The organism is Paenibacillus aurantius, assembly GCF_032268605.1.
Classification (GTDB): Bacteria; Bacillota; Bacilli; order Paenibacillales; family NBRC-103111; genus Paenibacillus_AO; species Paenibacillus_AO aurantius.
This window is the reverse complement of the sequence record NZ_CP130318.1, coordinates 2,026,375-2,051,773: the sequence shown is the minus strand read 5'-3', so window position 1 is coordinate 2,051,773 and position 25,399 is coordinate 2,026,375. Positions and strand designations below refer to the sequence as shown.

At 55.0% G+C, this 25,399-nt stretch carries 18 protein-coding genes and 1 pseudogene; 3 read left to right on the top strand and 16 right to left on the bottom strand.

The features are described from left to right. Nucleotides 1-22: 22 nt before the first annotated feature. On the top strand, nt 23-793 hold the full coding sequence (locus MJA45_RS09430) for an IclR family transcriptional regulator (protein ID WP_315607006.1): 771 nt from the start codon (nt 23-25) through the stop codon (nt 791-793). 489 nt (nt 794-1,282) lie between these two features. Here the strand turns inward: MJA45_RS09430 and MJA45_RS09425 are convergent, their stop codons facing one another. The 14 genes from MJA45_RS09425 to MJA45_RS09360 form a co-directional block, all read right to left on the bottom strand. Further along, complete coding sequence (locus MJA45_RS09425; protein ID WP_315607005.1) at nt 1,283-5,437, bottom strand: sugar-binding protein; 4,155 nt, start codon at nt 5,435-5,437, stop codon at nt 1,283-1,285. Nucleotides 5,438-5,459: 22 nt separating this feature from the next. Then, nucleotides 5,460-7,811: a helix-turn-helix domain-containing protein gene (locus tag MJA45_RS09420; RefSeq protein WP_315607004.1), complete on the bottom strand. Its 2,352-nt coding sequence runs from the start codon at nt 7,809-7,811 to the stop codon at nt 5,460-5,462. Between the two features lie 25 nt (nt 7,812-7,836). Continuing rightward, a complete protein-coding gene (locus tag MJA45_RS09415) occupies nt 7,837-9,441 on the bottom strand; it encodes an extracellular solute-binding protein (RefSeq protein ID WP_315607003.1) in 1,605 nt (534 codons plus the stop codon). Nucleotides 9,442-9,503: 62 nt separating this feature from the next. Next, on the bottom strand, nt 9,504-10,376 hold the full coding sequence (locus tag MJA45_RS09410) for a carbohydrate ABC transporter permease (RefSeq protein WP_315607002.1): 873 nt from the start codon (nt 10,374-10,376) through the stop codon (nt 9,504-9,506). Then, nucleotides 10,377-11,294, bottom strand: coding sequence for an ABC transporter permease (locus tag MJA45_RS09405; protein ID WP_315607001.1), 918 nt, complete (start codon nt 11,292-11,294; stop codon nt 10,377-10,379). Nucleotides 11,295-11,543: 249 nt separating this feature from the next. Next, complete coding sequence (locus MJA45_RS09400) at nt 11,544-12,395, bottom strand: PIG-L deacetylase family protein (RefSeq protein WP_315607000.1); 852 nt, start codon at nt 12,393-12,395, stop codon at nt 11,544-11,546. Nucleotides 12,396-12,407: 12 nt separating this feature from the next. After that, entirely contained in the window at nt 12,408-13,193 is a 786-nt protein-coding gene (locus MJA45_RS09395; protein ID WP_315606999.1) for a phytanoyl-CoA dioxygenase family protein, read from the bottom strand. 42 nt (nt 13,194-13,235) lie between these two features. Beyond that, entirely contained in the window at nt 13,236-14,012 is a 777-nt protein-coding gene (locus MJA45_RS09390) for an SDR family oxidoreductase (RefSeq protein WP_315606998.1), read from the bottom strand. 16 nt (nt 14,013-14,028) lie between these two features. After that, on the bottom strand, nt 14,029-14,811 hold the full coding sequence (locus MJA45_RS09385) for an SDR family NAD(P)-dependent oxidoreductase (protein WP_315606997.1): 783 nt from the start codon (nt 14,809-14,811) through the stop codon (nt 14,029-14,031). A 3-nt stretch (nt 14,812-14,814) separates the two neighbouring features. Beyond that, entirely contained in the window at nt 14,815-15,636 is an 822-nt protein-coding gene (locus tag MJA45_RS09380; RefSeq protein WP_315606996.1) for an HpcH/HpaI aldolase family protein, read from the bottom strand. A 36-nt stretch (nt 15,637-15,672) separates the two neighbouring features. After that, nucleotides 15,673-16,638, bottom strand: coding sequence for a Gfo/Idh/MocA family oxidoreductase (locus MJA45_RS09375; RefSeq protein ID WP_315606995.1), 966 nt, complete (start codon nt 16,636-16,638; stop codon nt 15,673-15,675). Nucleotides 16,639-16,690: 52 nt separating this feature from the next. Further along, a complete protein-coding gene (locus tag MJA45_RS09370) occupies nt 16,691-17,521 on the bottom strand; it encodes a carbohydrate ABC transporter permease (RefSeq protein ID WP_315606994.1) in 831 nt (276 codons plus the stop codon). Nucleotides 17,522-17,539: 18 nt separating this feature from the next. Beyond that, nucleotides 17,540-18,427, bottom strand: a complete 888-nt coding sequence (locus MJA45_RS09365; protein WP_315606993.1) for a carbohydrate ABC transporter permease — start codon at nt 18,425-18,427, stop codon at nt 17,540-17,542. A 61-nt stretch (nt 18,428-18,488) separates the two neighbouring features. Then, nucleotides 18,489-19,919, bottom strand: a complete 1,431-nt coding sequence (locus MJA45_RS09360) for an extracellular solute-binding protein (protein WP_315606992.1) — start codon at nt 19,917-19,919, stop codon at nt 18,489-18,491. Between the two features lie 416 nt (nt 19,920-20,335). Between MJA45_RS09360 and MJA45_RS09355 the strand changes: the two genes are divergently transcribed. Then, nucleotides 20,336-20,986, top strand: coding sequence for an SGNH/GDSL hydrolase family protein (locus MJA45_RS09355; protein ID WP_315606991.1), 651 nt, complete (start codon nt 20,336-20,338; stop codon nt 20,984-20,986). A gap of 85 nt (nt 20,987-21,071) precedes the next feature. Here MJA45_RS09355 and MJA45_RS09350 read toward each other — a convergent pair whose 3' ends face one another. After that, on the bottom strand, nt 21,072-21,200 hold the full coding sequence (locus tag MJA45_RS09350) for a hypothetical protein (protein ID WP_315606990.1): 129 nt from the start codon (nt 21,198-21,200) through the stop codon (nt 21,072-21,074). Nucleotides 21,201-21,505: 305 nt separating this feature from the next. Here MJA45_RS09350 and MJA45_RS09345 point away from each other — a divergent pair, with 305 nt between their 5' ends. Next, on the top strand, nt 21,506-21,979 hold the full coding sequence (locus tag MJA45_RS09345; RefSeq protein ID WP_315606989.1) for a GreA/GreB family elongation factor: 474 nt from the start codon (nt 21,506-21,508) through the stop codon (nt 21,977-21,979). Nucleotides 21,980-22,971: 992 nt separating this feature from the next. On the opposite strand, the pseudogene MJA45_RS09340 reads toward MJA45_RS09345, so the two are convergent. After that, nucleotides 22,972-25,371: pseudogene (locus tag MJA45_RS09340) on the bottom strand (heavy metal translocating P-type ATPase); the annotation flags it as partial. Nucleotides 25,372-25,399: the final 28 nt, after the last annotated feature.

Here is a 25,399-nt window from a genome sequence, read left to right as displayed (position 1 = left end):
TTTCCTCGAAAGGAGGACGATCATGACCCAGCACCCCCCCAAAGTCAAATCCGCGGATCGGGTATTGGATATCTTCGAGCTTTTCACCGGCGAGAAGGAATCCTACAGCCTGACCGAAATCGCCAAAAGCCTGAATATGCCTCCAAGCAGCACGTACCTGATTCTGCAAAACATGTTGAATCGGGGGTATTTGGAAACCGACCGGTCGGGCAAGCAGTTCCGCATCGGGTTCAAGCTGTTTACCATCCGCTCCGGCTACATGCGCAACACGAGCCTGACCGGTGAATTCAACCAGATCGCCGAGAGAATAATAGACGATTTGAACGAAACGGTATGCCTGGCTATCCGGACGGAGGATCAGCTGCTTTATATTGGAGAGAAAGTGAGCACGCATGCCCTTCGGTTCAATCCTAACCTTGGAGGAACCCTGCCCCTGCATGCGACAGCCTCCGGCAAAATCCTGCTCGCGGATCTGACTCCCGATGAGCTCCGCGCCATCTACCCGTCTGAACAGCTTGAGAAGGTGACGAACAATACCATCCCCACCTACTCGGATCTGCTTAAAGAATTGGAGAAGGTTAGGGAGCAGGAATTTGGTTACAACATGGGCGAGACCGTCGACGGCGTCCACTGTGTCGCCGGTGCCGTACGGGATGCGGACGGCCGGGCAGCGGCTTCCGTCAGCATCTCCATCCCCGTCGTACGCATAACCGATGAAGTGTGGGACAACGTCCATAACTGGATCCGCCGCTCCTGCGAGGAGCTGAGCTATAAGGTCTACCGTCAATACTAAGATTGCCGTTCGTAACATTCCCTTCGACCGTTTGTCGAAGGGACGCTAACGAAAAGAGATGGGCCTCTACCGGCTCCATCTCTTTTCGTTTATGGGAGGCCGTGCTACAGGTGGGATCAGGATCTTCCGCTCGAGGCGCAGAGCCAGTCTGCCGCATTACACTTCCGGAACTCCGGGTGACGGAAGGTCTGAGCATGATGGCCAGGCATGACTTAGACGAGCCGTCCCGGAGCCTTGCAAGCCGGCGCCGGATTAAAAGGGGGTTACCGCGTTACGTTTGTCCCTGCTCGAATGTAAACCGCTGGAGGCCAGCTTCGCATGTGCTCGGAATGAGCTCCATTCCGGATACAAAAGACCCGCAGCCGTTAAGGCTTGCGGGTACGTTCAGCACTCTGCCTATAAAGGCAGCTCCTCCACCTCATCCCTGCGGGACATCGAGAGCCCCCGCTTTAACGGGGACTAATCGACCCGGGGAAGCGTCTTGCCTCTTTATCCTGCTTCTCCTTGGAAGCCGGCGCCGTACACCTGATAAACAGGTTCCGTGGCATTCTCCTCCCATAGGATAAGCGAAAGCGTCTTGTAAGGCCCTTTCCCGTCCCCGTCATTCTGGAACATGAGGCGAATGACATACCGGGCTCCGTCCCTAGTTGCTTCCCCCTGCCAATACATGGAATTCCCGGAGACCAGGAACCAGTTGACGGTTTCGACGATGAACTCCTTCCCTTGCGGCTCCGCATGAAGCTTCGCCATCCCCGGCTCAAGGTTGAGATGGAGCTTCTTGGCTTTTTCCCCGAAGAAGCTGCCGCCCTCCAGCTCGATGAAGCCGGAAGCTTGAAGCGGGCTTATGGCAGGATCGAACACGGCCAGCTCAGAGACCGTTTGAACCGATTCGTAGTATGGATTGGGCAGAAGCTGGGCTTCCACCTGATAGAGTCCGCTAGGCAGTTTAACGGGAGCCTTAACTTTCCCTTCGCTGTCCGTCCGGTAGACCTGCTCCGTAACTGACGAATCGATCTCCGACAGGGTCCCGTCGGGACGGATGGCCGAAATCGTAAACTGAACCGGTAGTCCGGCTAGAGAACCTGCGCTTCCGTCCTGCTCTTGGACTACCTGCAACGAGAGGATCTGATCCCCGTCATTCCTTACCGAATCCGGTCCGGTATAGAGGAGGGAGGCTTTCTCCCGGGCAACGGTCAGGCTGCCGGATGCAACGCTGCCGCGATAATAATGGGTGTCGTTCTGATAAACCGAAGCGGTGACCGGATAAGTGGTGCTAGCCGTCTCGCCCGTTACCCCAAGGCCGATCGGATAAGCCAGCGCGGCATGACCGTCCGCATCCGTCATGGCCGTGCCTACGGGCGTTTCGCCCGCCATGAAATGGACCTCCGCCCCGGAGATCGCCGCCCCCCCTTCCTCTTTCAGCCAAGCCTCCAAAGAAACGATGTCGCTGTATTCTCCTTCCGCCCGGCCGGCAGTCAAGCTTGTGGTGCCATAAATGGTGAAGCGGCTCGTGTAAGCGGTGGTGTTCCCGGCGTTGTCCGCTGCCGTCACCAGCAAGACATGAGGTCCCTTGGCCGTGATCGGCAATCCGGCGGTCCAAGGGAGACCGTCTACTTGCACGACCGTTTCTTTAACCCCGCTCCCGGCATCTTCTACCGAAATGACCGGCGTGGTCTCCTTGTCATAGCTTTGTCCGTCTTCCGCTCCTGTCACGACGATCTCCGGCGGTGATGTATCGGCGGCTCCTCCCAGCGTGGCCATCCCCCAGTTCCCCCGGTTGCTGGCATTTCCGTCCAGTCCGTTCCACAGCCACTGCCGCAGCCGGCGGACCCCGTCCTCACTGTCGTCAAAGCCGAAGTCGAACCGCATAGTCTGCCCCACCGCCGGAGTTACGTTCAGATGATTCCAGGGAATGGCAGCTTCCAATGCATACCCATCCCCGGAAGCATGCCGCCGGACCATCATGTTGATAAGCGGCTGCTCTCCCGTGTTGAACCATCTCCAGTAAGGCTCACCGTTATCCTTTAAGCCGGCGCTCAAGATCAGCTGACGGTCGGATACGAGCAGCCCCTGCCGGACGTCCGTCTGCTCCGGGCCTACAAACAGCTCGACCCCGTCGCCCTTCCATAGGTTCCCGTCGCGGTAAGGATTCATCATCGGGGTAGGGTCCGTGATATCTGCGTAGAGGTACAGATGCTCCGAATCCCATGCCCAGTCATAGGCCGCCTTCATTCCGGAGCCGCCGGTTCCGACAATGCGGTCTCCCGACTTCAGGATCACCTGGCGGGCGGAATCATATCCGTCGTCCCGGATTCCGTCGATCTGCATAGGAGTGGAGGCGCGGCCAATCTCCAAGGTACGGTTGGCCGGACGGTCGATCTCGCCGAAATCATACCGGAACGGTTCCCGCTGTCCGAGCACAACGCTGTAGATATCGTCGTTGCTCTGTTTCACCCCTTGTAGGAAACCCTTGTAAGGACGGTCCGCCACGTTGACCAGACCGGTGTTGTATCTCTCCCCGGTGTAGCCTTCCCACCAGCGGCCGGTGGCGGGCTGGTCGAGATAATTAAACCAGTGTGTGCCGACGACGTAACCAAGTGATGCCGTCAGCTCGACGTAATTCCGGTAGCGGAGCTGCCTCTCTTCCTGCGTATCTACAGGGATCACGCCGGAATTCAAGCCCTGCTCCGCCGTGCCGAAGTTAAATTCCGTGATCATGATCGGCTTGCCGCCCGATTTGTCGTGAATCGCCTTCAGTTGGCTGATACTGGCATCCTTCGCGTAGTAATTGTAGCTGATCACGTCAAAAGAATTCCCGGAAGCCTCGGCGAGAATGTCGCGCAGTCTGGCATTCTGGGCCGTTTGATTCAGCCAGCGGTCGCCAAGCAGCAGGTGATTCGGGTCATACTTGCGGAAGACTTTGGCGATGGTCCCGTATAGCGTATCAGCGTACACCTTTATAAACTTATACATGTCTTCCTGCGCCGGCTCCGTCTTCACGGTTAACGCCGCCTCATCCAGCTCGTTAAAGCCGGTAAACGAAGTGTTCCAGGCGGTATTGAACGCCGCGATATCGCCGTTGTACCAGCTCTCGAGCAGGTCGACCAGCTTGCGCTTGGACGCCACCTGACTCGCTTTCGCCTGGGGAATGACCGAGGAAATTTTATGGAAGTGAATCTCATTTTCCATAAAATATCCGATAAGAGCCGGGTCCTCCCGGTAGGCGGGCAGGCTCTGGGCCAGAACCGAATCGATGTTCTGCTCAGCGTTATCGGCGAAAATATCCAAGTAATGCAGCCCGCTTACTTGTGCCCAGGCCATGTTCGCCGTCGGCAGCATTTTCACATGCGGAACGCCGGAAGCCGTGGCGTAATTTCCGGACCAGGCTCCTACGGTGTTGAAGCCCCATTTTTGAATGCGGTTCATGCCTTCCCGGACAAAGGACTCTTCTTCAAACGGAACCCCGAATTTACGGATCCGGTTCGCGATATAGTAGGAAAGATCCGAGCTGCCCCCGCGAAAGGCCGTAGCGAATTCTCCGGTTTTCCCGGGAATCCACTCGAAGCTTTTTTCCCTTCCGGCAGTCTGCGTGTACGTTTCATTGGACGAGATGACATTGACGCCGAGACTGAAGAACACATTCCCGTTAGGGGTTACCATCACCGTACGCCCGTCGGCTTGCTGAATGCTGAAATAACCGGTGGCCGAAAGCCCATACGGCTCCTCGCTGTCGGCCAATCCCCCGAACCGGTCACGTCCGGAAGGAACCGCCAGGCTGTCGTAATATTGCTGGTCCTCCGCCACATCTTGACGAAGCTGGGCATCCTCGGTCACCTTTTCCGGGAAGCTGGCCTTTACTGCTTGACCGTAGCGGTCCATAGCCCAATCGGACTTGGAGTAATACTGAAGCGTTTTCACCTCGCTGGGAGTCAAGCCGTCTTTCTGCGCATAAGTATCGAAGGAGGTTTGGGTCGATACGGGGATAGGCCCTTGGTAGAGCTGATACGCCGTCTCTCCCGATTTCTTGTAAAAGATTTGGGCACCGGGGGTTGCGCTTGTAAGGGTTATCTCCGCCGCCCCCTCCAACGCCGTACCGGACGGAATATTCGGCATAGGGGAACCGGTGTTTAGGTTCAGGATGACCCGGGACACTTGAGGGGTCCAGAACTTGTCATTGCCGCTGATGACAATCTTTAAATACCGAGTGCCGGCCGGCAGGCCAAAGGCTTCATAGGCATACATTTGCCAGCTGGAAGCGGCCGGCCCGGACATATACACATCCGGCACAACCGGCACATAGTCCGTGCCGTCGGCCGAGGTGAAGAACTTCAAATCGACCAGAGGCGTTCCCGTCCAGTAATAGGCGGGAACCGTGAACGATTCCATGTCATAGGACGTTTTATACACGAACGTGCCGTCCGCCGTACTGTTCCGGGTGACCCGCTTCGTATCCCCTCCCAAATATTGCGGGTTCGAGGTATCGAAGACAACGTTGGCGGAATGGCTGAACATTTTAGTATAATCATTCAATTCATCGATAAGCCCATCACTTGCAGCATTCGCTCTGCCGGCTATTGGCGAAAGCAGCGGCATGAAGATACACAGCACAATCAAGAGACGGATGATGCTTTTGGCAGATAACATGGGATCCTCCCTATTTTCCGGCTTAGGCCGAGCCTGCTTGCTCCTCTTCCTCCTTGGCCCATTCCCGTTCTCTGAATTCACTAGGCGTCAAGCCCGTTATTTTTTTGAAAATGCGCGTAAAGCTGTTTACATTGGTATAGCCTACCGCTTCGGCGATGTCCCGGATTTTCTCCTGGCTGCCCGCGAGCAGCTCCTTCGCTTTTTCTATTCGGATTTCCATCAGGTAGTCGATAAAATTGCTTCCCGTATACTCCTTGAACATTTTGCTCAGGTGCGACACGCTCACCCGAAAATGATCCGACAAATAATTCAGCGACAAGTCGCTGTGCCTATAATGGGACTGGATATACTTGATGATCTTGTCGACGGATTCGCTTTTCTCCCGGCTGTTCCGCTTGAGGCGGATGCCCTCGATGTAGCCCGACAGGATGCGTGCGGCAAACTCCCGGATCTGCTCGAGGCTTTCGTACTGCTCCAGCGTTTCGGACATGCTCTCGGCCGGGACGAGCTCCTCATGGGCCACGCCGATTTCCCCGGCTACCACCGCTGCTTTCATAAGCAGCTGCACGATCAGCTGCTTGATGGTATCGGGCGGGATTTTGGACGAGGCAAGCTTGTCGAACCAATCCTTAAGCTGCTGACTCATTCTCTCTTCGTCCAGCACCTTGACGGAATCGATCATACCCTCCGTCAGAGCAAACAACCGATGGAAGGCTCCGAAGCCGTAGTCCTGAATATCGTCCGCCGCGATGATGGTGTTATCCCCCATCACCAGCTTGTATTTGAGAGCCTCTATGGACTGCTTGTGGGACAAATGAATGTCCTGCATCCGATGAACCTCGCTGCCGATTCCGATGGAGATGGTTCTCCTGAACTGGTCCTGCAGGTAATTCTTCAGCATATCGGCAATGGCAACGGCGCGAAGAGCATGCTTCACGGGATCCTCATCATCGAAGCTGAGGATAATCGCGCACTGACCGTCTTCCCATTCGATGGCGGCCCCTTTGCTTTCGGCGTTGATGAGCTCTTCCGCCACGTTGCAAAGGGCATAGGCATACAAGTGAAGGTCACGTTTCGAGTTTACATCCGCTTTACGGTCGTACTCGGCGCTCATGACGATGAAGTGCTTCGAATGCAAATGCACGCCCACCACATCCATGTACTTCTCGATATTCCCATAGGGCCGGGGAAAGTTGGTGAGAAGGTCCATCAGGAGCCGCCACTTCATAATCGGCTTGCTTTCCTTGATTTGAGCCTGGAGCGATTCGCTGTCCGTCAGGATGTTCTGGACGGCATTCTCGAAGCGGGCAAATTCGTTCCCCTTTCCCCAGTCCGCCCCTTCATAAAGCGGATGAGCTTTCAGCTTCTTGCTCAGATTCATAAGGAAACGGTTAAGCGGATGGAACGTCCACAGCCCCAGGAGGACCGCGAGGACGCCCGCCGTAAGGAACAGAAGCAGGGCAATGATGATGAGGGCATTGCGGATTTTGATGAGCGGCTGGTTCAGTTGAATTTCCGGCACGATATTGACGATCTTCCAGCCCGTGTAGGGAGAGGTCACGTAAAAGACGGAGCTAGCCACATCTTGCGGTGATGCTTTGAAAAACCCTTCCTCCCCGCCTTTCATAACTTCAGAAAGGACAGGGACACGGCTCATGTCCTCCCCGAGCTTGCTTTTGTCCGCACCCGACATCAAGCTTCCGTTATGACCCAGAATGAAGATGTCGCCCATCATCCGGCTTTTGGCATCGCTCAGCAGCTGATACAAGGCCTCTTCCTTAATATTTACGGCAACGGCTCCCCGCCGGAAGCCCGGGGAGTGGATAAGCGGATAGGTTCGTACGAGCGTGACGACATTGCGGTAAATCGGAAAGTTCGAGGCGCTCAAGGGAACCCGGCGGGTCGGCAGCCAATTCGAATAGCCGTCGTACTTGGCAAATTGGCTGATCCAGCTCGAATCCTCCGGGGTCTGCTCTTCCTTGATCGCTCCACCGGAAAACAGCTGGCCTCTGTCGTAGGAATACAGATCCACGGAGTACACATACTCGCCGGCGTTGACGAAACGAGTGAAATAACCGCTTAGGCGGTAAGCGTTGTCCCTGCTCTCCGCTTCGGTCATGGTGTGATCGAAAAATTTATTGACCTCCTCGTTCGCCAGCATCTGGATCGTTTCTTTATCAATCGCCTGCAGCATCAGTTCGATCTTATGATCGATCTGGCTCAGCATGGCGATATGCGTATTCGTCGATTCATACTTCAACCGGCTTGTGGCCACCCAATAGGACAGGAAGGAAATGGCCGAAACGACAAGGAACAGAAGAATAAGCAGCACCGCAACCGTTCTCTTCGTTGACCGGTACTGAAAGATGCTCATCTCCTGTCCCCCCTTTCGCTCTGTCTTATTTAAAATTGGCCTTGTTCTTCTCGTACCATTCCTGCGCCTGCTGCTCCGCCTTATCTCCGCCCAAACGCTTCCACTCCTTGCGGATATCCTCGATCGCCTTCTCGGCCGAATAGTTCTTCCCTTGGGTAACCGACTTCGCCCGGATCTCATCGATTGTCTTCTGGAAGGAGGCTTTCAGCTCGTTGATTTCTATAATATTAGGCTGATAGGGAATGTCCCGCCTGAACTTGTTCTTGGTCGCGATCTTCAGCGAATCCGATTCCAGTTTGGCGAGCTTCTGGGACAGAGGATCCTGAGCCGCTTTAATCAGCAGATCCTCCGGCTTCTCCGTCATCGGCCGCAGCACCGCATATTCGTTCGCGTACTGAACTTCCTTCTTGAATTTATCGGCATCGGTTTTCTGCGGAATGCCATTCATAAGCTTATAATGAACCCCTTCGTTGCCGTTCGATAACGTAAACCAGCCTTTGTCCATCAGCCAATCCAAATATTGAACGGCGGCTTTCGGGTTTTTCATGTTCTTGTTAAACGTCACGTAAATATAAGCAGGGGTTTCCTGGTACAAACCGTACTTCCCGTATTTGGTTGCGACAGGCTCCAGCGGAACCGGCTCGGCATTCGGGTTGTTCGCGAGCAGATCCCGGTTCATCGTCGTAGTCGTCCCGCCCCATTGGCACAAACAGATGCCCGCCTTGCCTGTCGTCCACAGCTGCTTGGCTCTGGAATTGTCTTTGTCCGTGAAGTATTCTTTGTCCGCTAGTCCGAGATCATAGATGGTTTTCTCCGCCGCAAGGGCGTCGCCGTACCGGTCAAGCGTCGGGCCGTATTTCATCTTCCCGTCTTCCAGATACCAATCCACCCAGTCTACGCCGAACATGGCCGCATACCCATCGCCGGTCGTGTAGCCGATAATCGGCACGGTATCCGCTTTGCCGTTGCCGTCCGGATCCCGGTCCTTGAACGCCTGGGCGACCGCGATAAATTCCTCCATTGTCGTTGGTGCCTTCAGCCCCAGCTTATCCAGCCAATCCTTACGAATCCATATTCCATGGTTGGCTACCGTGCTGATGGTCCTCTTCGTCGTAACCGCATACATTTTTCCATCAAAGGTAATATACGGCTTCAACTCTGGGTTTTCCTGCAAATATTTTTTATAGGACGTGCTGTATTTGTCGATATATTCGTCGATGGGCTGAATAACCCCTTGGGTCACCAGGTTGCCGATATAGTTGCGGTCGTATTCCCAAATCAGATCGGGGGCCTGGTTGGAGGCAATCAGGACGTTCAGCTTGTCTTGCGCCTGATTCCTCGGAACCGGCACGACTTTCAATTGGATGCCGGACTGCTCCCGGATCCACTTGACCCAGCGATTCTCCTCGTAGGTTCCTTCGTCGCTCGACACCTGTCCCCGGTCAAACATCGAGATGCTGACGTCCTTCGGCAGCTTGTCGTATTTATCTTCCTGCCTGCCGTCTGCCGGGGATGGACCGCCGGCGGCGCCCGATGAATCGGTGCCTTTGGAGCATCCGGACACCACGACCGCGGCGGCAAGGCAGACGGGCAGGGCCGCCAGGGTCCATTTTTTGACTGACATGTTCATTTGACTCCTCCTCTATCATCCAACATACTTTTTTTACCATTAGGCTGCAAGCCGCTAGGATTTTATCCTTTTACGGAGCCCAACAGAACCCCCTTGACAAAGTGCTTCTGCAGGAATGGATATACACACAGAATCGGAAGAATGGATAAGACAATCGAAGCGGCCCGGACACCTTCCGGCGTGATGGTAGCCTGCGAGACCCCCTCGCCGTTCGAGGTGCTGAGCAGCTCGGGTCCGATGTTCTGCATCATTTGGTACAGCTTAACCATAAGGGATAGTTTATCCGTGCTTTTGATGTAAATGAGCACATTCATATACGAGTTCCACCAGCCAACCGCGTAAAACAACGTCAAGGCGGCCATAACCGGCAGGGAAAGGGGGAGGATTATCTTCCACAGAATCGATAAATCCTTGGCTCCGTCGATGGCGGCGGATTCCTCCAACTCTTCGGGCAGTCCTTCAAAAAAAGATTTCAGAACAAACATGTTATACGCGCTGATCAGGGCGGGAAGCCAAAGCCCCCAATAGGAATTGATCAAGCCCAGCGTGCTGACCAGCAGAAAATTCGGAATCAGCCCGCCGCCGAAAAGCATCGTAAACAGGATCGCCATCAGCAGAAAGTTACGCCCCTTCAGGCGCCTCTTCGAGAGGGGATATGCCGCTAGAACGGTGAAGAGCATATTAAGGGCTGTACCGACAACGGTAAGAAGGACCGTGTTCTTCATCGCCACAAGAAGCTGTCCGTCGGCAATCAGGTTGTGATAGGCGTCGAAGCTCAGCTCAATGGGCCATACCGATACCTCGCCGGCGTTGATCGCTCGGCTGCTGCTGAAGGATACGGCCACGATGTTAAGAAAAGGAAACAAGGTGGCGCAGGCGAAGCACGCCAGCAGGATCGCATTCAGCGCCCGGAACCATCCGGAGGATTGAACCATCTACCACAACCCCCTCTCCCCCATCGCCCGGATCAAGCGATTGACGGAAATGACTAGAAGTAACGATACGACCGATTGGAATAACCCCAGCGCCGTCGTATAGCTGTACTGCAGGCCGACGATTCCCCGCTTGTACACGTAAGTGCTGATGACCTCAGCCACGCTGGCCACCGTTGAATTTTGCAGGGAGTAGACCTGCTCGAAGCCGACATCCATCATCCGTCCTACCTGGAGGACAAGCAGAATGGCTATGGTGCTCCGGATTCCCGGAAGCGTCACATGCCATACCTGCCGCAGCTTGCCCGCTCCGTCTATGGCCGCCGCTTCATACAGCTGCGGATTGATCGCAGCCATGGCCGCCAGGAACAGGATGGTTCCGAAGCCGGCCTCCCGCCATATGCTGGAGCCGACGAACGTAATCGGCCACCAGAAGGTGCTCGCCATGAAGTAGACCGGTTCGAGCCCGAACGCCTTCAGGATCGAGTTGATGACTCCCGTACTCGGCGATAAGAGCGCAATCACGATCCCGCCGAGTACGATCCAAGACATGAAGTGAGGAATGTAAAGAAAATTTTGCAGAACCCGTTTGTACAGCTCCGACCGGACTTCGTTCAGCATGAGGGCGAGCAGGATCGGAACCGGAAAGGCAAAAACAAGACTGTACACATTCAACAGAAGCGTGTTCCTCAGGATTTGAACAAAGTCCCGGCTGGTGAAAAGCTTTCGGAACTGGTCCAGTCCTACCCAGGGACTTCCCCAAATTCCTTCCGATAACCGGTAATTTTTAAAAGCCATGACCTCGCCCAGCATCGGCAAATATTTAAAAATAATAAAGTACAAGACGACCGGGACGAGAAGCAGATATAAATATTTGTCCCGTTCCCAATGCCTGCGCCACCGCTGCGCTCTTGAATGCATGGGTACCTCCTTTCTTCATTTGATCCCTCCGTTTAAATGAGATGAACTTTCGGCCTTCAATGTAGCACGAGGGGCTGCCCAGGGAAATCTACAAGGCTTGCTTCGATATACATTAGCGGTTTTTGGCCGTCTTCTTTTTTTGTGAATGCCCACCATTTTTGATCGAAGACCGATTTATCCACAAAAAAAAGCCAACCAGAAGACTCTGGTTGACCTGATTTATCGGAAATTCGTCGGTATGATGATTTCTCAACTCTCCTCCGCCACCGGGTACATGGCGCGCAGGTTCATCGTCGAGTACGTCAAGTGCCGGGTCAGAAGGTCGCTGCGCTTGGCTGCTTCCGTCAGCGGGAGATGATCGTGCGTCTCGTTGTATACCCGGTAGAAGCCTTCGGCATAATTGACTCCGGCCGCCCGGCCGTATTCGCCGTTGAAGGATTCGATTAATTTTCTGGCAAAAAGACCGCTGTAGCCCTGGCTTTTGAACTCATCCATGGCCCTGACCTTCTCTCCTACGACCGGAGTGATGTCCACGAATACATCGTTGCGCAGGCCGTTTAAGCTTAACCCGTCCATCGGACTTACCGGGAGGGTCGTGAGAAAGATCTGTTTTACTTGGAATTCCTCATGGCCGTCCAAATTTCTCAAATAGAGCGAAACTTTGCTTAGAGCGGCAAACGCCATCTGGGTTGCCAAGGTATGGGGATTATGAATCGCCGGGTTCATCGGATAATCGCAGATCACCACATCCGGCCGTTCCTTGGAAAGTTCCTCGGCGATCCGATTGACGATGTCTTCCTGCACGGTAGAGTAATTGTCGTCGTAATCGAGAAGAATTAGCTTCGAGATGCCAATGTGCTCCGCTGCACGTTCGAGCTCCCGCCGTTTGTTGAGCGCGATGTCTTCCAAGCCGGCCTGAACGATCGCGGGATCGGGATTCTCTTTTCTCCACTCCTCCGCGTACTTGTTCGGATGCAGCCGCCCGCCGTGCGTCAGGATGAGGGCGACGACTTCATCCCCGCGCTTGGCGTGAAGCGCAAGGGTGCCTCCGCAGTTCGTAATCGTGTCCGCGGGATGCGCATAAATGGTCATCACTTTCATGGAACGTCCCTCCTACTCCGATGTTTGGCGAATCCGCTTGGAAAACGGCGGGCGGCCGAACGGCTCTACCGGAACCACACCCTGCGGATTATGCCGGAACTCGTCTACCCCCCGGACCAGATAGCTTAAGAAGGCCGGGTTGCGCTCCAGGTCGCAGCGGACTTCGGTTGCCGAGTAGCGCAGGATGTAGCCCACCCGCCAGCGATCCGAACCATTGCCGGTCGAGCCGTGCACAATCGCGTCGTCATGCAGGGAGCATCCGCCGGCCGGGATGCTCAGCGTTACGGCATCCTCGGTGCTGAAGCGGCCCTGCTCCAGCTCGAAGGAAAGAACGGAATCGTCACCGGCCAGCCGGTGCTTGATGATGCCCGCTTTATGGGATTTCGGAATGACCTGCATAGCGCCATTCTCTTCATCCACGTCCCATAAGGCTATCCAGACGGTTACCGTATGGTGAGGGGACAGCGGCCAATAGTACGCATCCTGGTGCCAAGGGACGATTTTCGGTGAGTGTGGAGCCTTCACGATAAACTCACTGCCCCACAAATAGAAATTAGGGCCCAGCAAGCTTTCGACGTAGTCGAGCAGCTGAGGCTCGACGGCCACATCGTAAAGCCATCGGCTCGTTCGGTGCCATTGCATAATATCCGACGGGTTCTCGTCTTCCTGCAGCAAGCCGGTTATCCGCTTATACCCTTGCTGCAGCTCGGTTAATTTGTCTCCCGTGAAGACGGGAGGCAGACCGGTTAAATAACCGTTTTCCAGGTAAAATCCGATTTGCTCCTCGGTTAATTTCATCTCTTTCCCTCCTAGGCCATAAGATTCGGAAGCCGGCACCCGTTACCAGGCCGTCCAGCCGCCGTCCACCACGAGATTCGCCCCGGTCATGAAGCTGGAGGCGGAAGACGCCAGCAAAAGCACAGGACCGATTAGCTCCTCCGGTCTTCCGGTTCGCCCGAGCATTGTTTTCTCGCTCAACTGGCGAAGGAACGCCGGATCCTGCTGGACCGCCGTATTCGGAAACGGACCGGGCGAAATGCAGTTGACCCGAATCTTCTTGGCGCTGAGATGCCCTGCACAGTATTTGGTCAGCTGGATGACCGCCGCTTTCCCTGCGCCGTAATTGACCGGATTGTTCGCTCCGCTGTCTCCGTAGATGCGGGGATCGGGGGAAACCATTCCATACATCGAGGCGAAGTTGACGATGCTTCCGCCGCCATTCTCCTCAAGATACGGAATCACCTCACGGATACAGCGAAAGGCGGTACCGACCGCTCCATCCATACCCTTGAACCAGTCTTCGTCCGACATGGCATCCACGGTCCCCTGCTTGCCGTAGCCGGCTCCGTAGGTGGCCGCGTTGATCAGCACGTCAATATGGCCGTATTGTTCTTTGACCGCCCGAAAGGTCCGGCGGATTGACTCGGTGTCCGAGACGTCGCATTCCCGAAACTGAATGCGTTCGGGATCCGCCGTTTGCCCCCGAAACTCGGCCCGATCGGCTACCACTACGGTTGCCCCGCAGGCCGCCATCGCTTCCGTCAAGGGAGTGCCGAGAAACCCGCTTCCCCCTGTGAGGATGACGACCTTGTCGTCCAATGAAAAGAATGGCTCCATCCGCTTGCCTCCTCTTTTACTTCGCCGTGTAGCCGCCGTCCACCGGAAGGTTCGTTCCGGTTATGTACAGGGAAGCATCGGAAGCCAGGAAGATAACGGCTCCCATCAGATCGGATTCTCCTGCCATCCGGTTCAGAAATGTGCGGGCGCTGTACCGTTTCACGAATTCCTCCGGAGTTCGCTCCGTCCAGAAGCCGCCGGGACTGATGCAGTTGCACCGCACCTGACGAGGACCGTAATAAGCCGCGGCAAACCGGGTAAAGTTGATCATACCGCCCTTATGAAAAAAGTAATCGGGCACAAAGCCATGGAAGTCCAGCCCTTCATACAGCTGGCCGTCCGGGCCGATCATTCCTTGGATGGAGCCTATGTTGATAATCGACCCGCTCCCCTGTTCCGCCATGACATCGCCGAAGGCCCGCGTAATCAGGAATAGGCCCGTTGCATTGGCCGTCATGCTTCTCGCGAAGGATTCCGCCGAATCGTCCCACCCGGACATCGTCCGGGCCACCGCATTGTTGACCAGAATATCAAAGCGTCCTTCGGTGGAGACGATTTCGTCGCGCATGGCGAGAATGGAGGCTTCGTCCTCCTGCTCCATATAGAGAGCGCGAATCGAGCAGCCCTCCGAACGGAACTCGTTCTCTATAGCGGAGAGTTGATCTCTTCGCCGGCTCGAGATATACGTTCGGGCCCCCGCTTCCACCAACGCCTTCGTGATCTGGCGGCCGTACTTGCCGGAGCCGCCTGTTACAAGCGCTACCTTGCCTTCCAAGGAGAAGCTGCTGCAGATACTCATCGTTTACCGCCCTTCATAAAGGCCACCCGGCCGCTTCTGCTTATTATGGGAAATATCGCCTACCAATTGGCTGAAATACTGGCCCAGCCCCACGACATCCGCTCCCACGCTGATGAAGCTGTAGCCGAGATCGACCAGTTCGTCCCAATTGCCCGTCCCGCCTACGGTTCCGGCGAATTTGCCGTGAACGGCGGCCCGCTCGGCAATGCGTCTGCGTGCTTCCAGAAGGGCGGGATGATCGAACCGGCCCGGGGCTCCGATTCCTTGGCTGAAATCACCGGGACCGAAGAAGATCATATCCAGCCCGGGAAGGGCCAGAATCTCCTCCAATTCGTCCATCGGTTCGGGGTCCTCGATCTGCAGAATATTGAACCGCTGCTCGTTGGCCTGCTGCAAATAATCCAGAAAATCGATCTTGCAAAAAGCACCGTCCGCGTTGCCCCCGTCGACCGGCCTTCGGCCGAGCGGATGAAATTTGGTTTGGCGCACGACCGACTGGGCGTCGGCCAAACTCATGATATGGGGGACCATGATGCCTGTCGCATCCATCTCAAGCGGCTTGACCAGATCGCTGTAGCTCCCCCGGGCCACCCGGACGACGATGTCGACGTTATACGCTTTGGCGGCCAGAATCTGCCTCTCGACAGCGGACCAATCGTTCGGAACATGCTCCATATCCGTCCAGATACAGTCGAAGCCCGACATGGCCGCCATTTCGGCCACCCGGGAATCGCCCAGATTCAGCTTGGTGCAGAGCGCCACCCCGCCTCCGCGCATTTTCTCCAGCACGCGGCTCGGTCTCATCGCCCATTTCGTTTCTTTCATCCCTGCTCTCCTCCTTGAATGCGAGCCTATTTCCGCCTAAAGCGCGCTGATTTCGTCCAGCCTCACTTCCCGGCCTCCCTCTTCCCGGCTGCGGATGCCCGCAATCACCATCTTCATCAGCTCTGTTGTTTCCGAGAATGGAAACGGGCGGTTCCCGGTCCGCAAATAATTCACGAATGCCTGGAGCTGAGCCTTGAACGAGTAGAAGGAATCCTTGATGGCTACCGTGGCATGATCCTGCGTTCCGCATAATTGCAGAACGCCGAACGACCCGAACATGTCGCTGACCGCCGCCACTACGACATCCGCGCCGCTGGCATGCTTGAAATGTACGATATTTCGGTCCTGGCTCCCAGTATTCCGCGCCGAAAGGAAACCCGGGCCAAGGATAGGGTAGATCCCTTCCAGTGCATGAATGCCGTATCGCTCCCAGCTTTTCGGGGTGGTAATCGTGGCGAAGCGGATAGAGCCAAGATTGTTCGTTGACAGCTGATACGGGAGGTACTCTTTGCAGTACCGCATCGAGCTCGAGGAGAGGATGGGCCGGCCTTCGGCCACCCAGCGGGAGAACGTCTGCAGATCCTCTTCCTTATCCACAAGCGGCTTATCGACGAATACCGGCAGGCCCGCCTCGACAAAAGGCCGGCAGCGGGCGACATGCTCGTGCCCCTTATCCGTCGCCACAATAACCGCGTCGACTTGACCGATGACTTCCTCCGGCCTTTCCACCACATGAGGAATAAGAGAAGCGCGCGAAACACGAACCGCATCCTCCGGGTCGTCCGTCCAAATATGGGTAACTCTCGCCCCGCTGATCTGCAGCGTTCCCTTAGGCTCCTTATTCAGATAGGCGGGAATGGCCGGATAAGGACAAGCTGCCATCTCCTCGGGATCATATCCGTTAAACATGGCGCTCCAGGAATAGGGATGGCCGTTTCCATCCACCATGCCCAGCATGGCGAGCCGGATAGGCTCCCGTTCGGCAATAGGAAAAGCTGTCATCACATCAAGATCCTTTCTGCCCGAGGGTATCATGCCAAGGAAGGCTGGGCGGCTACCCCTTCAAAGCCCCCATGGTAATGCCTTTCGTAAAATACTTCTGGAAATACAGAAACAGGGCCAGCACGGGAAGCGTAGCCAGAAGCGCTCCGGCCATCGCCACACCGTAATTGATCTCGAGCTCCGATACCTTCTGGGCCACCTTGACCCCGACAGGAAGCGTAAAGTTGGGCATATCCTTCAAGACGATCATCTGCCAGACAAAATCGTTCCACGAATTGACGAACGTGAAGATCGCCAGAACGCCGAGACCGGGCTTCGACAAGGGCAGGATGACTTTTACGAACGTCTGCCATTCGCTGCAGCCGTCGATCTTGGCTGCCTCAATCAGCTCTCCGGGGAGCGTCTGCATGAACTGCTTGAGGAGAAACACCCCGAACGGCCAGCCGACGAGCGGAAGCAGCACGCCCCAGAGCGTATTGATCAGATTCAGCGAGTTCATCATTTGAAACAGCGGAATCAGAAGCACGGTATGCGGAATCGTCATGGAGGCCACCATAGCGGCGAACAACCACTTCGATCCTTTGAAAGATATTTTGGAAAAAGCATAAGCCGCCATCGAGCTGGTCACCACGACCAGAAGGGTGGCGACCACGGAAATGAACAAGCTGTTGTAAAGCCAATGAACGACAGGGAATTTTTGGAACAGGGTGGTGTAATTTTCCCAGGTAGGCTTCAATGGAAACCATTCCGGCGGGATCTGCAGGGCGACCTTCAGGTTCTTGACGGAACCGATGAGCATCCAATAGAACGGCCACAGGAAGAAAAGGACGAATACGCCCAGGATCGCATTTCCCGCATATAAAGGCATCTTCCTTAGCAACATACGTTTCGTCTCCTTTCCTTAGTATTCCACGTCCGATTTCAACACTTTGAATTGGAGGAACGCGATCAAACAAATGATGACGCACAGCACGATTCCCATTGCATTGGCTATTCCAAAATTCATATTAATAAAGGCTTCCCGGTAGATAAGCATCAGGATGGTAGTCGTCTTATACGCCGGCCCTCCGCCGGTCATCAGAAGGATGATGGCGAAGATCTGAAAAGCCCCTATCGTGCTGGTCACGACCACGTAGAGCAGCGTCGGCTTCAGCATGGGCAGCGTAATGGATACAAAGGTCCGGACCGGCTTGGCCCCGTCCAGGGAAGCGGATTCGTACAGCTCTGCCGGAATGCCGTTCAAGGCTGCCGTGAAAATGACGATGGAGCTGCCGATCGAGGTGGTAAGCAGAATAAGAGTCAGGGAGAAATAAGCCCAGTCCGCCCCGAGAAAATTGACGGGGGCCATTCCCAGGGTTTTCAGCGCGTAATTGGCAAGTCCGAATTGATTGTTATAGATATACTCCCAAACCATCGCCAAACTGACGAGGGAAGTGACGCCGGGAATATAGAAGGTCGCTTTAAGAAAGGACTGCATTTTGTTCGAATGGGTATTGATCAGAACCGACAAAAAGAGGGAAAGCACCGTGACCGCCGGAACCAGCAGGACGACAAAGAGCAGAGTGTTGGAAACCGATTTTCGGAACAGTTCGTCCTGGAGGATGGTTCGGTAATTGTCCAGCCCCGCCCAGTAGTACTCCGTGTAATCAAATCCGTACAAGCTGGATTTAATGGAAGACAGGATCGGATAGACGACAAAAGCGATAAAGAAAACAAGCATGGGAAGCACAAAAAGCCATCCGTTTAGTTCCCTTTGAAGCTGCAAGCGCCCTAACTTTTTGGAACTCATCCTTGTTCTCCTTTCGGGAATGGACGGGTCATGGGCTGGCCCATAACCCGCCGCGTTCTCCTTATTTGTTGTATTTCTTAATGACATCGTTGAACTTTTTCGAGATGTTGTCGATCGTCTGCTTCGGAGTGGCGTACTTGATAAACATTTTTTGCATTTCCGGGAACATGGCGGCCCTCATCTCGGGATAGCCCTTAATCCCAAAGCCCGGATCGACGATCGGCCAATCTTTGGCCTTGGTGGACAGCTTAGCCAGGAATTGTAGCTCTGGATCTCCCTCGGTCCAGGCCGGTGCCTTTCCGAATGGGTTGAAGGTCTTTAGAGCATTGGAGTAGAGCGGATTCTCAACCTGCATCCAATAGAGGAAGCGCTTCGCCCATTTTTCCTTCTGCGCATCGTTCTTCTTGAACACGACCCCGAAGCCGGTCTCCATCTTCAGCGCGGACTGCCCTTTCTTGGGAGACGGATAGTTAACATACATATACTCATGCGGTCCCACTACGCTTCCATCCTTGAGTCCGCTCTTTACGATTTCCGCGTGGGCGGCCGCCCCTACCACCATGCCGTTCTTCTTCTGCTTGTAGTAATCGAGAGCATTTACCGACGAAATGGTTTCCGGGTGAGGAGTAATCAGGCCTTCATCCAACAGCGACTGGAAAAAGGCCAAGGCCTGCTCGGCTTCCGGTGAATCCGCCGCCGTGTATTTCGTATAATCGTCGTTATACAATTTGGCGCCGAAGGCCGTCATCGTGTTGTAATACAGCTGGTCTCCCTGCTCGTTGAGGGCAAACGCCGTCAGTCCGTAGACCCCTTTATCCTTGTTGGCCACCGCCTTGAGGGCAGCCTTGAACTCCTCCGGCGTCCATGTCCGGAATTCATCCTTCGGCAGCAGATTCTCCGCTCCCGCCTCTTTCCACAGGGATTTGTTCAGGATCAAGGCAACCAAAGTGGTGGAATAAGGCATGGTGACGATATTGCCTTTCACCGATACCATCTTCATCACGTCGGGATTCTTCTTGATTTTCTCCAAGTCGGCGGGAGGAATAACGTCATCCAGGGGGGCCAAGGCTCCCATTTGGCCGTAAGCCAGCGTCCGGCCCGGATAATCAAGCAGGATATCCGGCGTGGTTTTGGAAGCAATTGCCGTCGTTACCTTCTCGTTGATCCCCTCGAAAGGAACAATTTCCACATTAACCTTCACGTTCGGGTATTCCTTGTTCCATTCTTTGATCAAATCGCTCTTGATCCAATCCCCCGCCTGCTGCCCGGGCAGCGTACCGCTCGGCGTCGCCCACAAGGTCAATTCCGCTTTTTCATCCTTGTTGAGCTCCCCCGGCTTGGCGGAAGACGAGGTAGATGGAGAAGCGGATGGCGAACTGCTCGCGGACTTCGTCCCGCCGCTGCATCCCACGATGGAGACCATCATGGTCATGGCCAGCAGAAGGGGACCCCAGGTTCTTTTGAAAGGCTGCTTCCTGCTCGAATGGGTCATTTGGTTGTTATCCTCCCTTTTTTTGTGTACTCGGCTTCGATAATTCGGAAACTAGCGCCTGCAGCGCTACGGGTTTAAAGGTACCATGCCTCTTCGGGAATCGGTAAGGTTAAAATTGTACGAAAGCAGGCCACATCCCTACGCTCGGGCATAAAAAAGGTGGAATTTACCCGATTTCGTAGAATCTTTACTATATTTTAAAAGTAACCGTTTGCAAACAAATGATCTTTTTTGCCCGCCCTTCCATTTTCCCATAAAAAAACGCCAACCAGAAGACTCTGGCTGGCCTGATTATCGGGGGAACGACCTTCCCCAGTCGGCTCCTCCTGACCTTGAAACCATTCCAGTTCCAGGAAATAGTGCTACACTGAGGTGAAAAAAGTAAGGATCTCATAAGACAAGGGAGGAAAAAGAGAATGATAAAGAAGAATCAGGTCGTCTTGTTCCAGGGTGATTCCATAACGGACGGCAACCGCGGACGCAGCCAGGACCTTAACCATATTCTCGGGCACGGCTATGTCTTTCTTCTGGCCTCCAGGCTTGGCTGCGAGCTGGCGGAAGAGACCCCCTTGTTCGTGAACAGAGGAATTAGCGGCAACCGGGTTTCCGATTTGTATGCCCGCTGGAACGAAGACGCCATCAGCCTCAAACCCGACCTGCTCAGCATCCTGATCGGCGTCAATGATGCCGCGCGGATCCTAAGAGGCGAGCCGGGCGGCGCAACCGACCGGTTCGAACGAGCCTACCGGGTGCTTCTCGAGGAAACGAAAGAGGTTCTTCCTCACACGTCCCTTGTACTCTGTGAGCCGTTCCTCGTCAAGACGGATGCCACCGTTGACTGCTGGGAGGAATGGCGAAGCCTTATGGCTTCTTATCAGCAAACCGTTCGCGAGCTTGCGGACCGGTTTGGCGCCCTTTTCGTCCCCTTCCAAGAAACGTTCGATGAAGCCTGCGGAAGGGCCCCGGCTGAGTACTGGGTCTGGGACGGCGTTCATCCGACGGCGGCCGGCCACCATCTGATGGCGGAGCAATGGCTTTCTGTGGTCCGGGGACAGGGGTGGATATAAGGAGCACTAAGGCTCCGAGAAGCAAAGATAAGAATAGAACGGATTCGTATTGGTTCTCATAGTCATCTCTCCCTTATTGGTTTTTTTAGAATGCGGCCAACCCGTAGTACAGGGTGTACAGAAGAGCTCCTATCACGATGACAGCGGTGGACAGAACAGAAAGCCAACGAAACAAGGAATCATACGTTTTTTCCGAATCGTACCTCTTCTTCAATGCCATTTTCCCTCCTTCCCTTGATCCCTTTTAATGTAAAATCCCCCTATAAATAGACCGAGGCACCCCGTCTTTCAAGACGGAATGCCTGTTGGCCCCACCATATCACGATGGCCTGGAAATGTCAAAGTAAAGCAGCCCCCCACTTTTCCATTTTCTTGGTAGACAATTCCCGCCGTTGTGCTATGCTACACTCAAGACCCTGGTAAGGGTCTATTTTTCCATAGAGGAGGATTGCGGTATGGTTTTCCGATTTATCGAAGTGCGGCCAAACCGATTGTCAGGTAGAGTGGGTGAAATCTACTATGAGCCATAGTCTGCTGACCCCGGCCTTTAAAGAAGCTCTTATCCGGCAGCTGGTCTATTTTGATGAGAACCGGCATATCTTGATCGATCCCCTTGCCACCTATACTCACGGAGAGAAGAAGGATCTTAGGTCGCTGCTGCTGGAATATGAAAAGCGGATCGAGAAGCTGGTTGCCGGCTTCGAGGAGGATCTTCTGCAGTCGAGGATTCTGATCGGCTCCACGGTGGTGCTTCAGTTTGAGGGAGAGTCGACTTCGGAGATCTATAAGATCGTGCTGCCTGATGAGCTGGGCATGGAGGAGAATCGCATCTCCTGCCTGTCCCCCTTGGGAAGAGGGCTTCTGCTCGCCAAATGCGGCGACCCTGTAACGATTCGTACCCCGCAAGGCGATTATTCGGTAACCGTGCTTGCTAACGAGTATGAAGAGGGAATGATTGGTAAGCCAACGGTCCCCGAGCTTGGTGGGTTGTAAGTAAAGTTATTGCCTCCGCCCCAACACAAAAAAGGGTGTCCCAAAAGCCATGACAATGGCTAAGGGACACCCTCTTTTTCATTTTGTTATTTCACTTCGACGACGAACGGAACGGTGAAGACTTTGCCGTTTCGCTGAAATTGACCCCAGATTTTATAAATGCCTTTATCCGGGAAGCTGGTGACGAATTGGGCATCCGGCCCTTTGGCCTTCTCCTCGACGGGATGAACGTGCAGATACTGCTCCGTATCCTGGCTTAGGATCACGACATGCCCCACTGCGCCCAAGTAAGGCTCCAAGTCGGTGATGGGCTGTTTGGTTGCGGCATCCGTAAGCTTGAAATTCAAGGCGAATTCCTTGCCCGCTTCGGGGTGATTGTTTGTAAGCTCGACCTCCACCCCGTCCACGACCTTGGAATGGGACGGGTCAGGCTGTAAAGCAACCGGTGCCTTGCTTGTTCCTTCAACGGTGATCCATTCCATCTGGGTCGTTTTGGTTCCCCCGGTGGGGACATAATCGGCAATCACTTTGTACTCTCCGCCGGACGGGAAGGAATTCGTGATGACAAATTCGCCCTTCCCTTTGTACTCCGGATGGATGTGATTAAAGTAGGACATGTCCTTGCTGACGACAATCAGGTGCAGAAGCTTCTCATGCTCGATGTCGAACTTGTCGACCGGGTTCCCGTCCTTATCTTTAATTTGGATTCGAATGGTAGTGTCTTCACCGGCTTGCGCATGGTCCGTCTTCCACTCCGCTTTGGTGACCAGGCTGGCTTTCTCATTGGAGCTTTCTTGCGCATTCGCTCCGCCGTGTCCATGGGCGGAAGATTCCGGATTGCCGGCGGCCCCTTGTTCGGCAGCCGGTGCCGATTCCCGGTCTTGTCTACCGAAGCCATAACCGGCGAAGAAGGACATCGCGGCCAATAAGACCACCAAAATAAACTGCAGCTTTCCATTCATCGGCTTGGTTCTCTCCTCTGGCTTTCGATCCACATTCTGTAGTCGGAGGGCATTGAGCACAACGGAAACCGAGCTGAGGGCCATGGCGGCTCCCGCCAGCCACGGTTCCAGGTAGCCCAGTGCGGCTACCGGAATGCCGATCACATTATAAGCAAGAGCCCAGAACAAATTCTGTTTGATGTTCCGCATCGTCTTCTTGCTCATCGAGATGGCGTCCGGAATGCTGGTCAAGTCCCCCCGCATCAACGTAACATCGGCGGCTTCCATCGCCACATCCGTCCCCGTCCCGATGGCCATTCCGATATCGGCCGTGGCTAAGGCCGGGGCGTCGTTGATCCCGTCTCCAACCATCGCGACGGTTTTTCCCGACTCCTGCAGCTTCTTGACCTCGTTCGCTTTCCCGTCCGGCAGCACTTCCGCCAGCACATGATCGATACCGACTTGGCCGGCAATGGCCCGGGCCGTGCGTTCGTTGTCGCCGGTGATCATGACCACTTCTAGCCCTAGCGCTTTCATGCGTTCCACCGCAGCGGCAGAGGTTTCTTTAATCGTATCCGCTACGGCTACCATTCCCGCATACCGGCCGTCGACGGCGATCAGCATGGCCGTTTTCCCTTGGGCTTCCAGCTCGCCCATGGCTTCGAACGCCTTCTCGGCCTTGACGCTGTATTGCGCCATGAGCTTCTTGGTTCCGATCAAGATGCCTCTGCCTTCGACAACGGCCATGATGCCGTAACCGGGAATCGCCTGGAAGGAATCGGTTGGCGGCAGCTCTATTCCTTTGATGCGAGCACCCCCCACGATAGCCTCCGCAAGCGGATGCTCGGAGTTTTTCTCCGCCGCGGCGACCCAAGCCAACAGCTCGGCTTCGCTGTAGTCCGGCTCCGTCCTGACATCGGTCAGCTCGGGCTTGCCTTTGGTGACCGTCCCCGTTTTATCCAGTACGACGGTGTCGACCCGGTGGGTATTCTCCAGGTGCTCTCCACCCTTAAATAAAATGCCAAGCTCCGCCGCCCGTCCGGATCCCGCCATGATGGACGTTGGGGTAGCCAAGCCCAAAGCGCACGGGCAGGCAATGACGAGAACGGCGATCGCTTTCTCCAGGGCGGCTGCCACCTCACCCGGTTCAACGGCAAAATACCAGATCAGAAAGGTAAGGACTGCAATGCCCACTACGATCGGGACGAAGATCCCCGAGATCACATCCGCCACCCGCTGGATAGGAGCTTTGGAGCCTTGGGCTTCTTCCACAACTTTGATGATTTGGGACAGCGCGGTTTCTTTGCCGACCTTGGTCGCCTTGACCTGAAGGACGCCGTTCTTGTTCAGGGTGGCTCCGATCACCGGTTCACCGGCCCGTTTCTCGACGGGAATGCTTTCGCCTGTCAGCATCGATTCGTCGACCGCCGACACGCCTTCCATCACCACACCATCGACCGGGATCTTCTCCCCCGGCTTCACCAGGAAGAGATCGCCAACCACGACCTCTTCCACCGGAATATTCCTTTCCTGTCCCTCGCGAATAACGGTGGCCGTCTTCGCTTGCAGGCCCATCAAGGACTTAATGGCCTCGGAGGACCGCCCTTTGGCTAACGCTTCGAACAGCTTGCCTAGCAGAATCAGAGTGATTAAGACGGCTCCGGTCTCATAATACAGAGCCTCCGGGATTCCCCGGATGGTGACATAGAGGCTGTAAAAATACGCGGCCGATGTCCCCAGTGCGACCAGCACATCCATGTTGGCACTTCCGTTACGCAGTGCCTTGTAAGCCCCGATGTAGAACCGGGCCCCGATTAGAAATTGCACCGGTGTGGCCAAAGCGAACTGGAACCACGGCTTCATGAACAGCTCCGGGACCCAGATCCAGGAAGTAAAAGAGAAGTGCCCGACCATCGCCCACAGCAGGGGCAGAGATAGAAGAGCCGATAGGATCAGCATGATCTGCTGACGGCGTATTTCTTTCTTGCGGTGATCCCCGTCCGGCTTGGCTTCGGTTTTGGGGATGGCCTTATACCCCAGTTGCTCCACTTTTCGGATCATATCGGCTGCCGTAACAACCGACGGGTTATACTCCACGTGAGCGGTCTCCAGCGCCAAATTCACGCTGGCCTCGACTCCCTCCAGCTTGTTGAGCCCTTTCTCAATTCGGGTGGCGCAGGCGGCGCAGGTCATGCCCACAATATCAAAATCAGCCGCTTCCCTCACGGTGCCGTAGCCCAAGTCTTTGATCTTCTGCTCCACCTGGGACAGCTTCACTTGGGAAGGGTCGAATTGGACCGATGCCTGCTCCAGCGCAAAATTCACATTCGCGGAGGAAACGCCGTTAAGCTTGTTCAATCCCTTCTCGATCCGGTTAGCACAGGCCGCGCAGGTCATCCCCGTGATGGGAAGAACCGCCTGCCGGCCGGTTGCTGCGGAAGCCTCGCTCATTGCTCTCACCTTCTTTTGCAAGAATCCT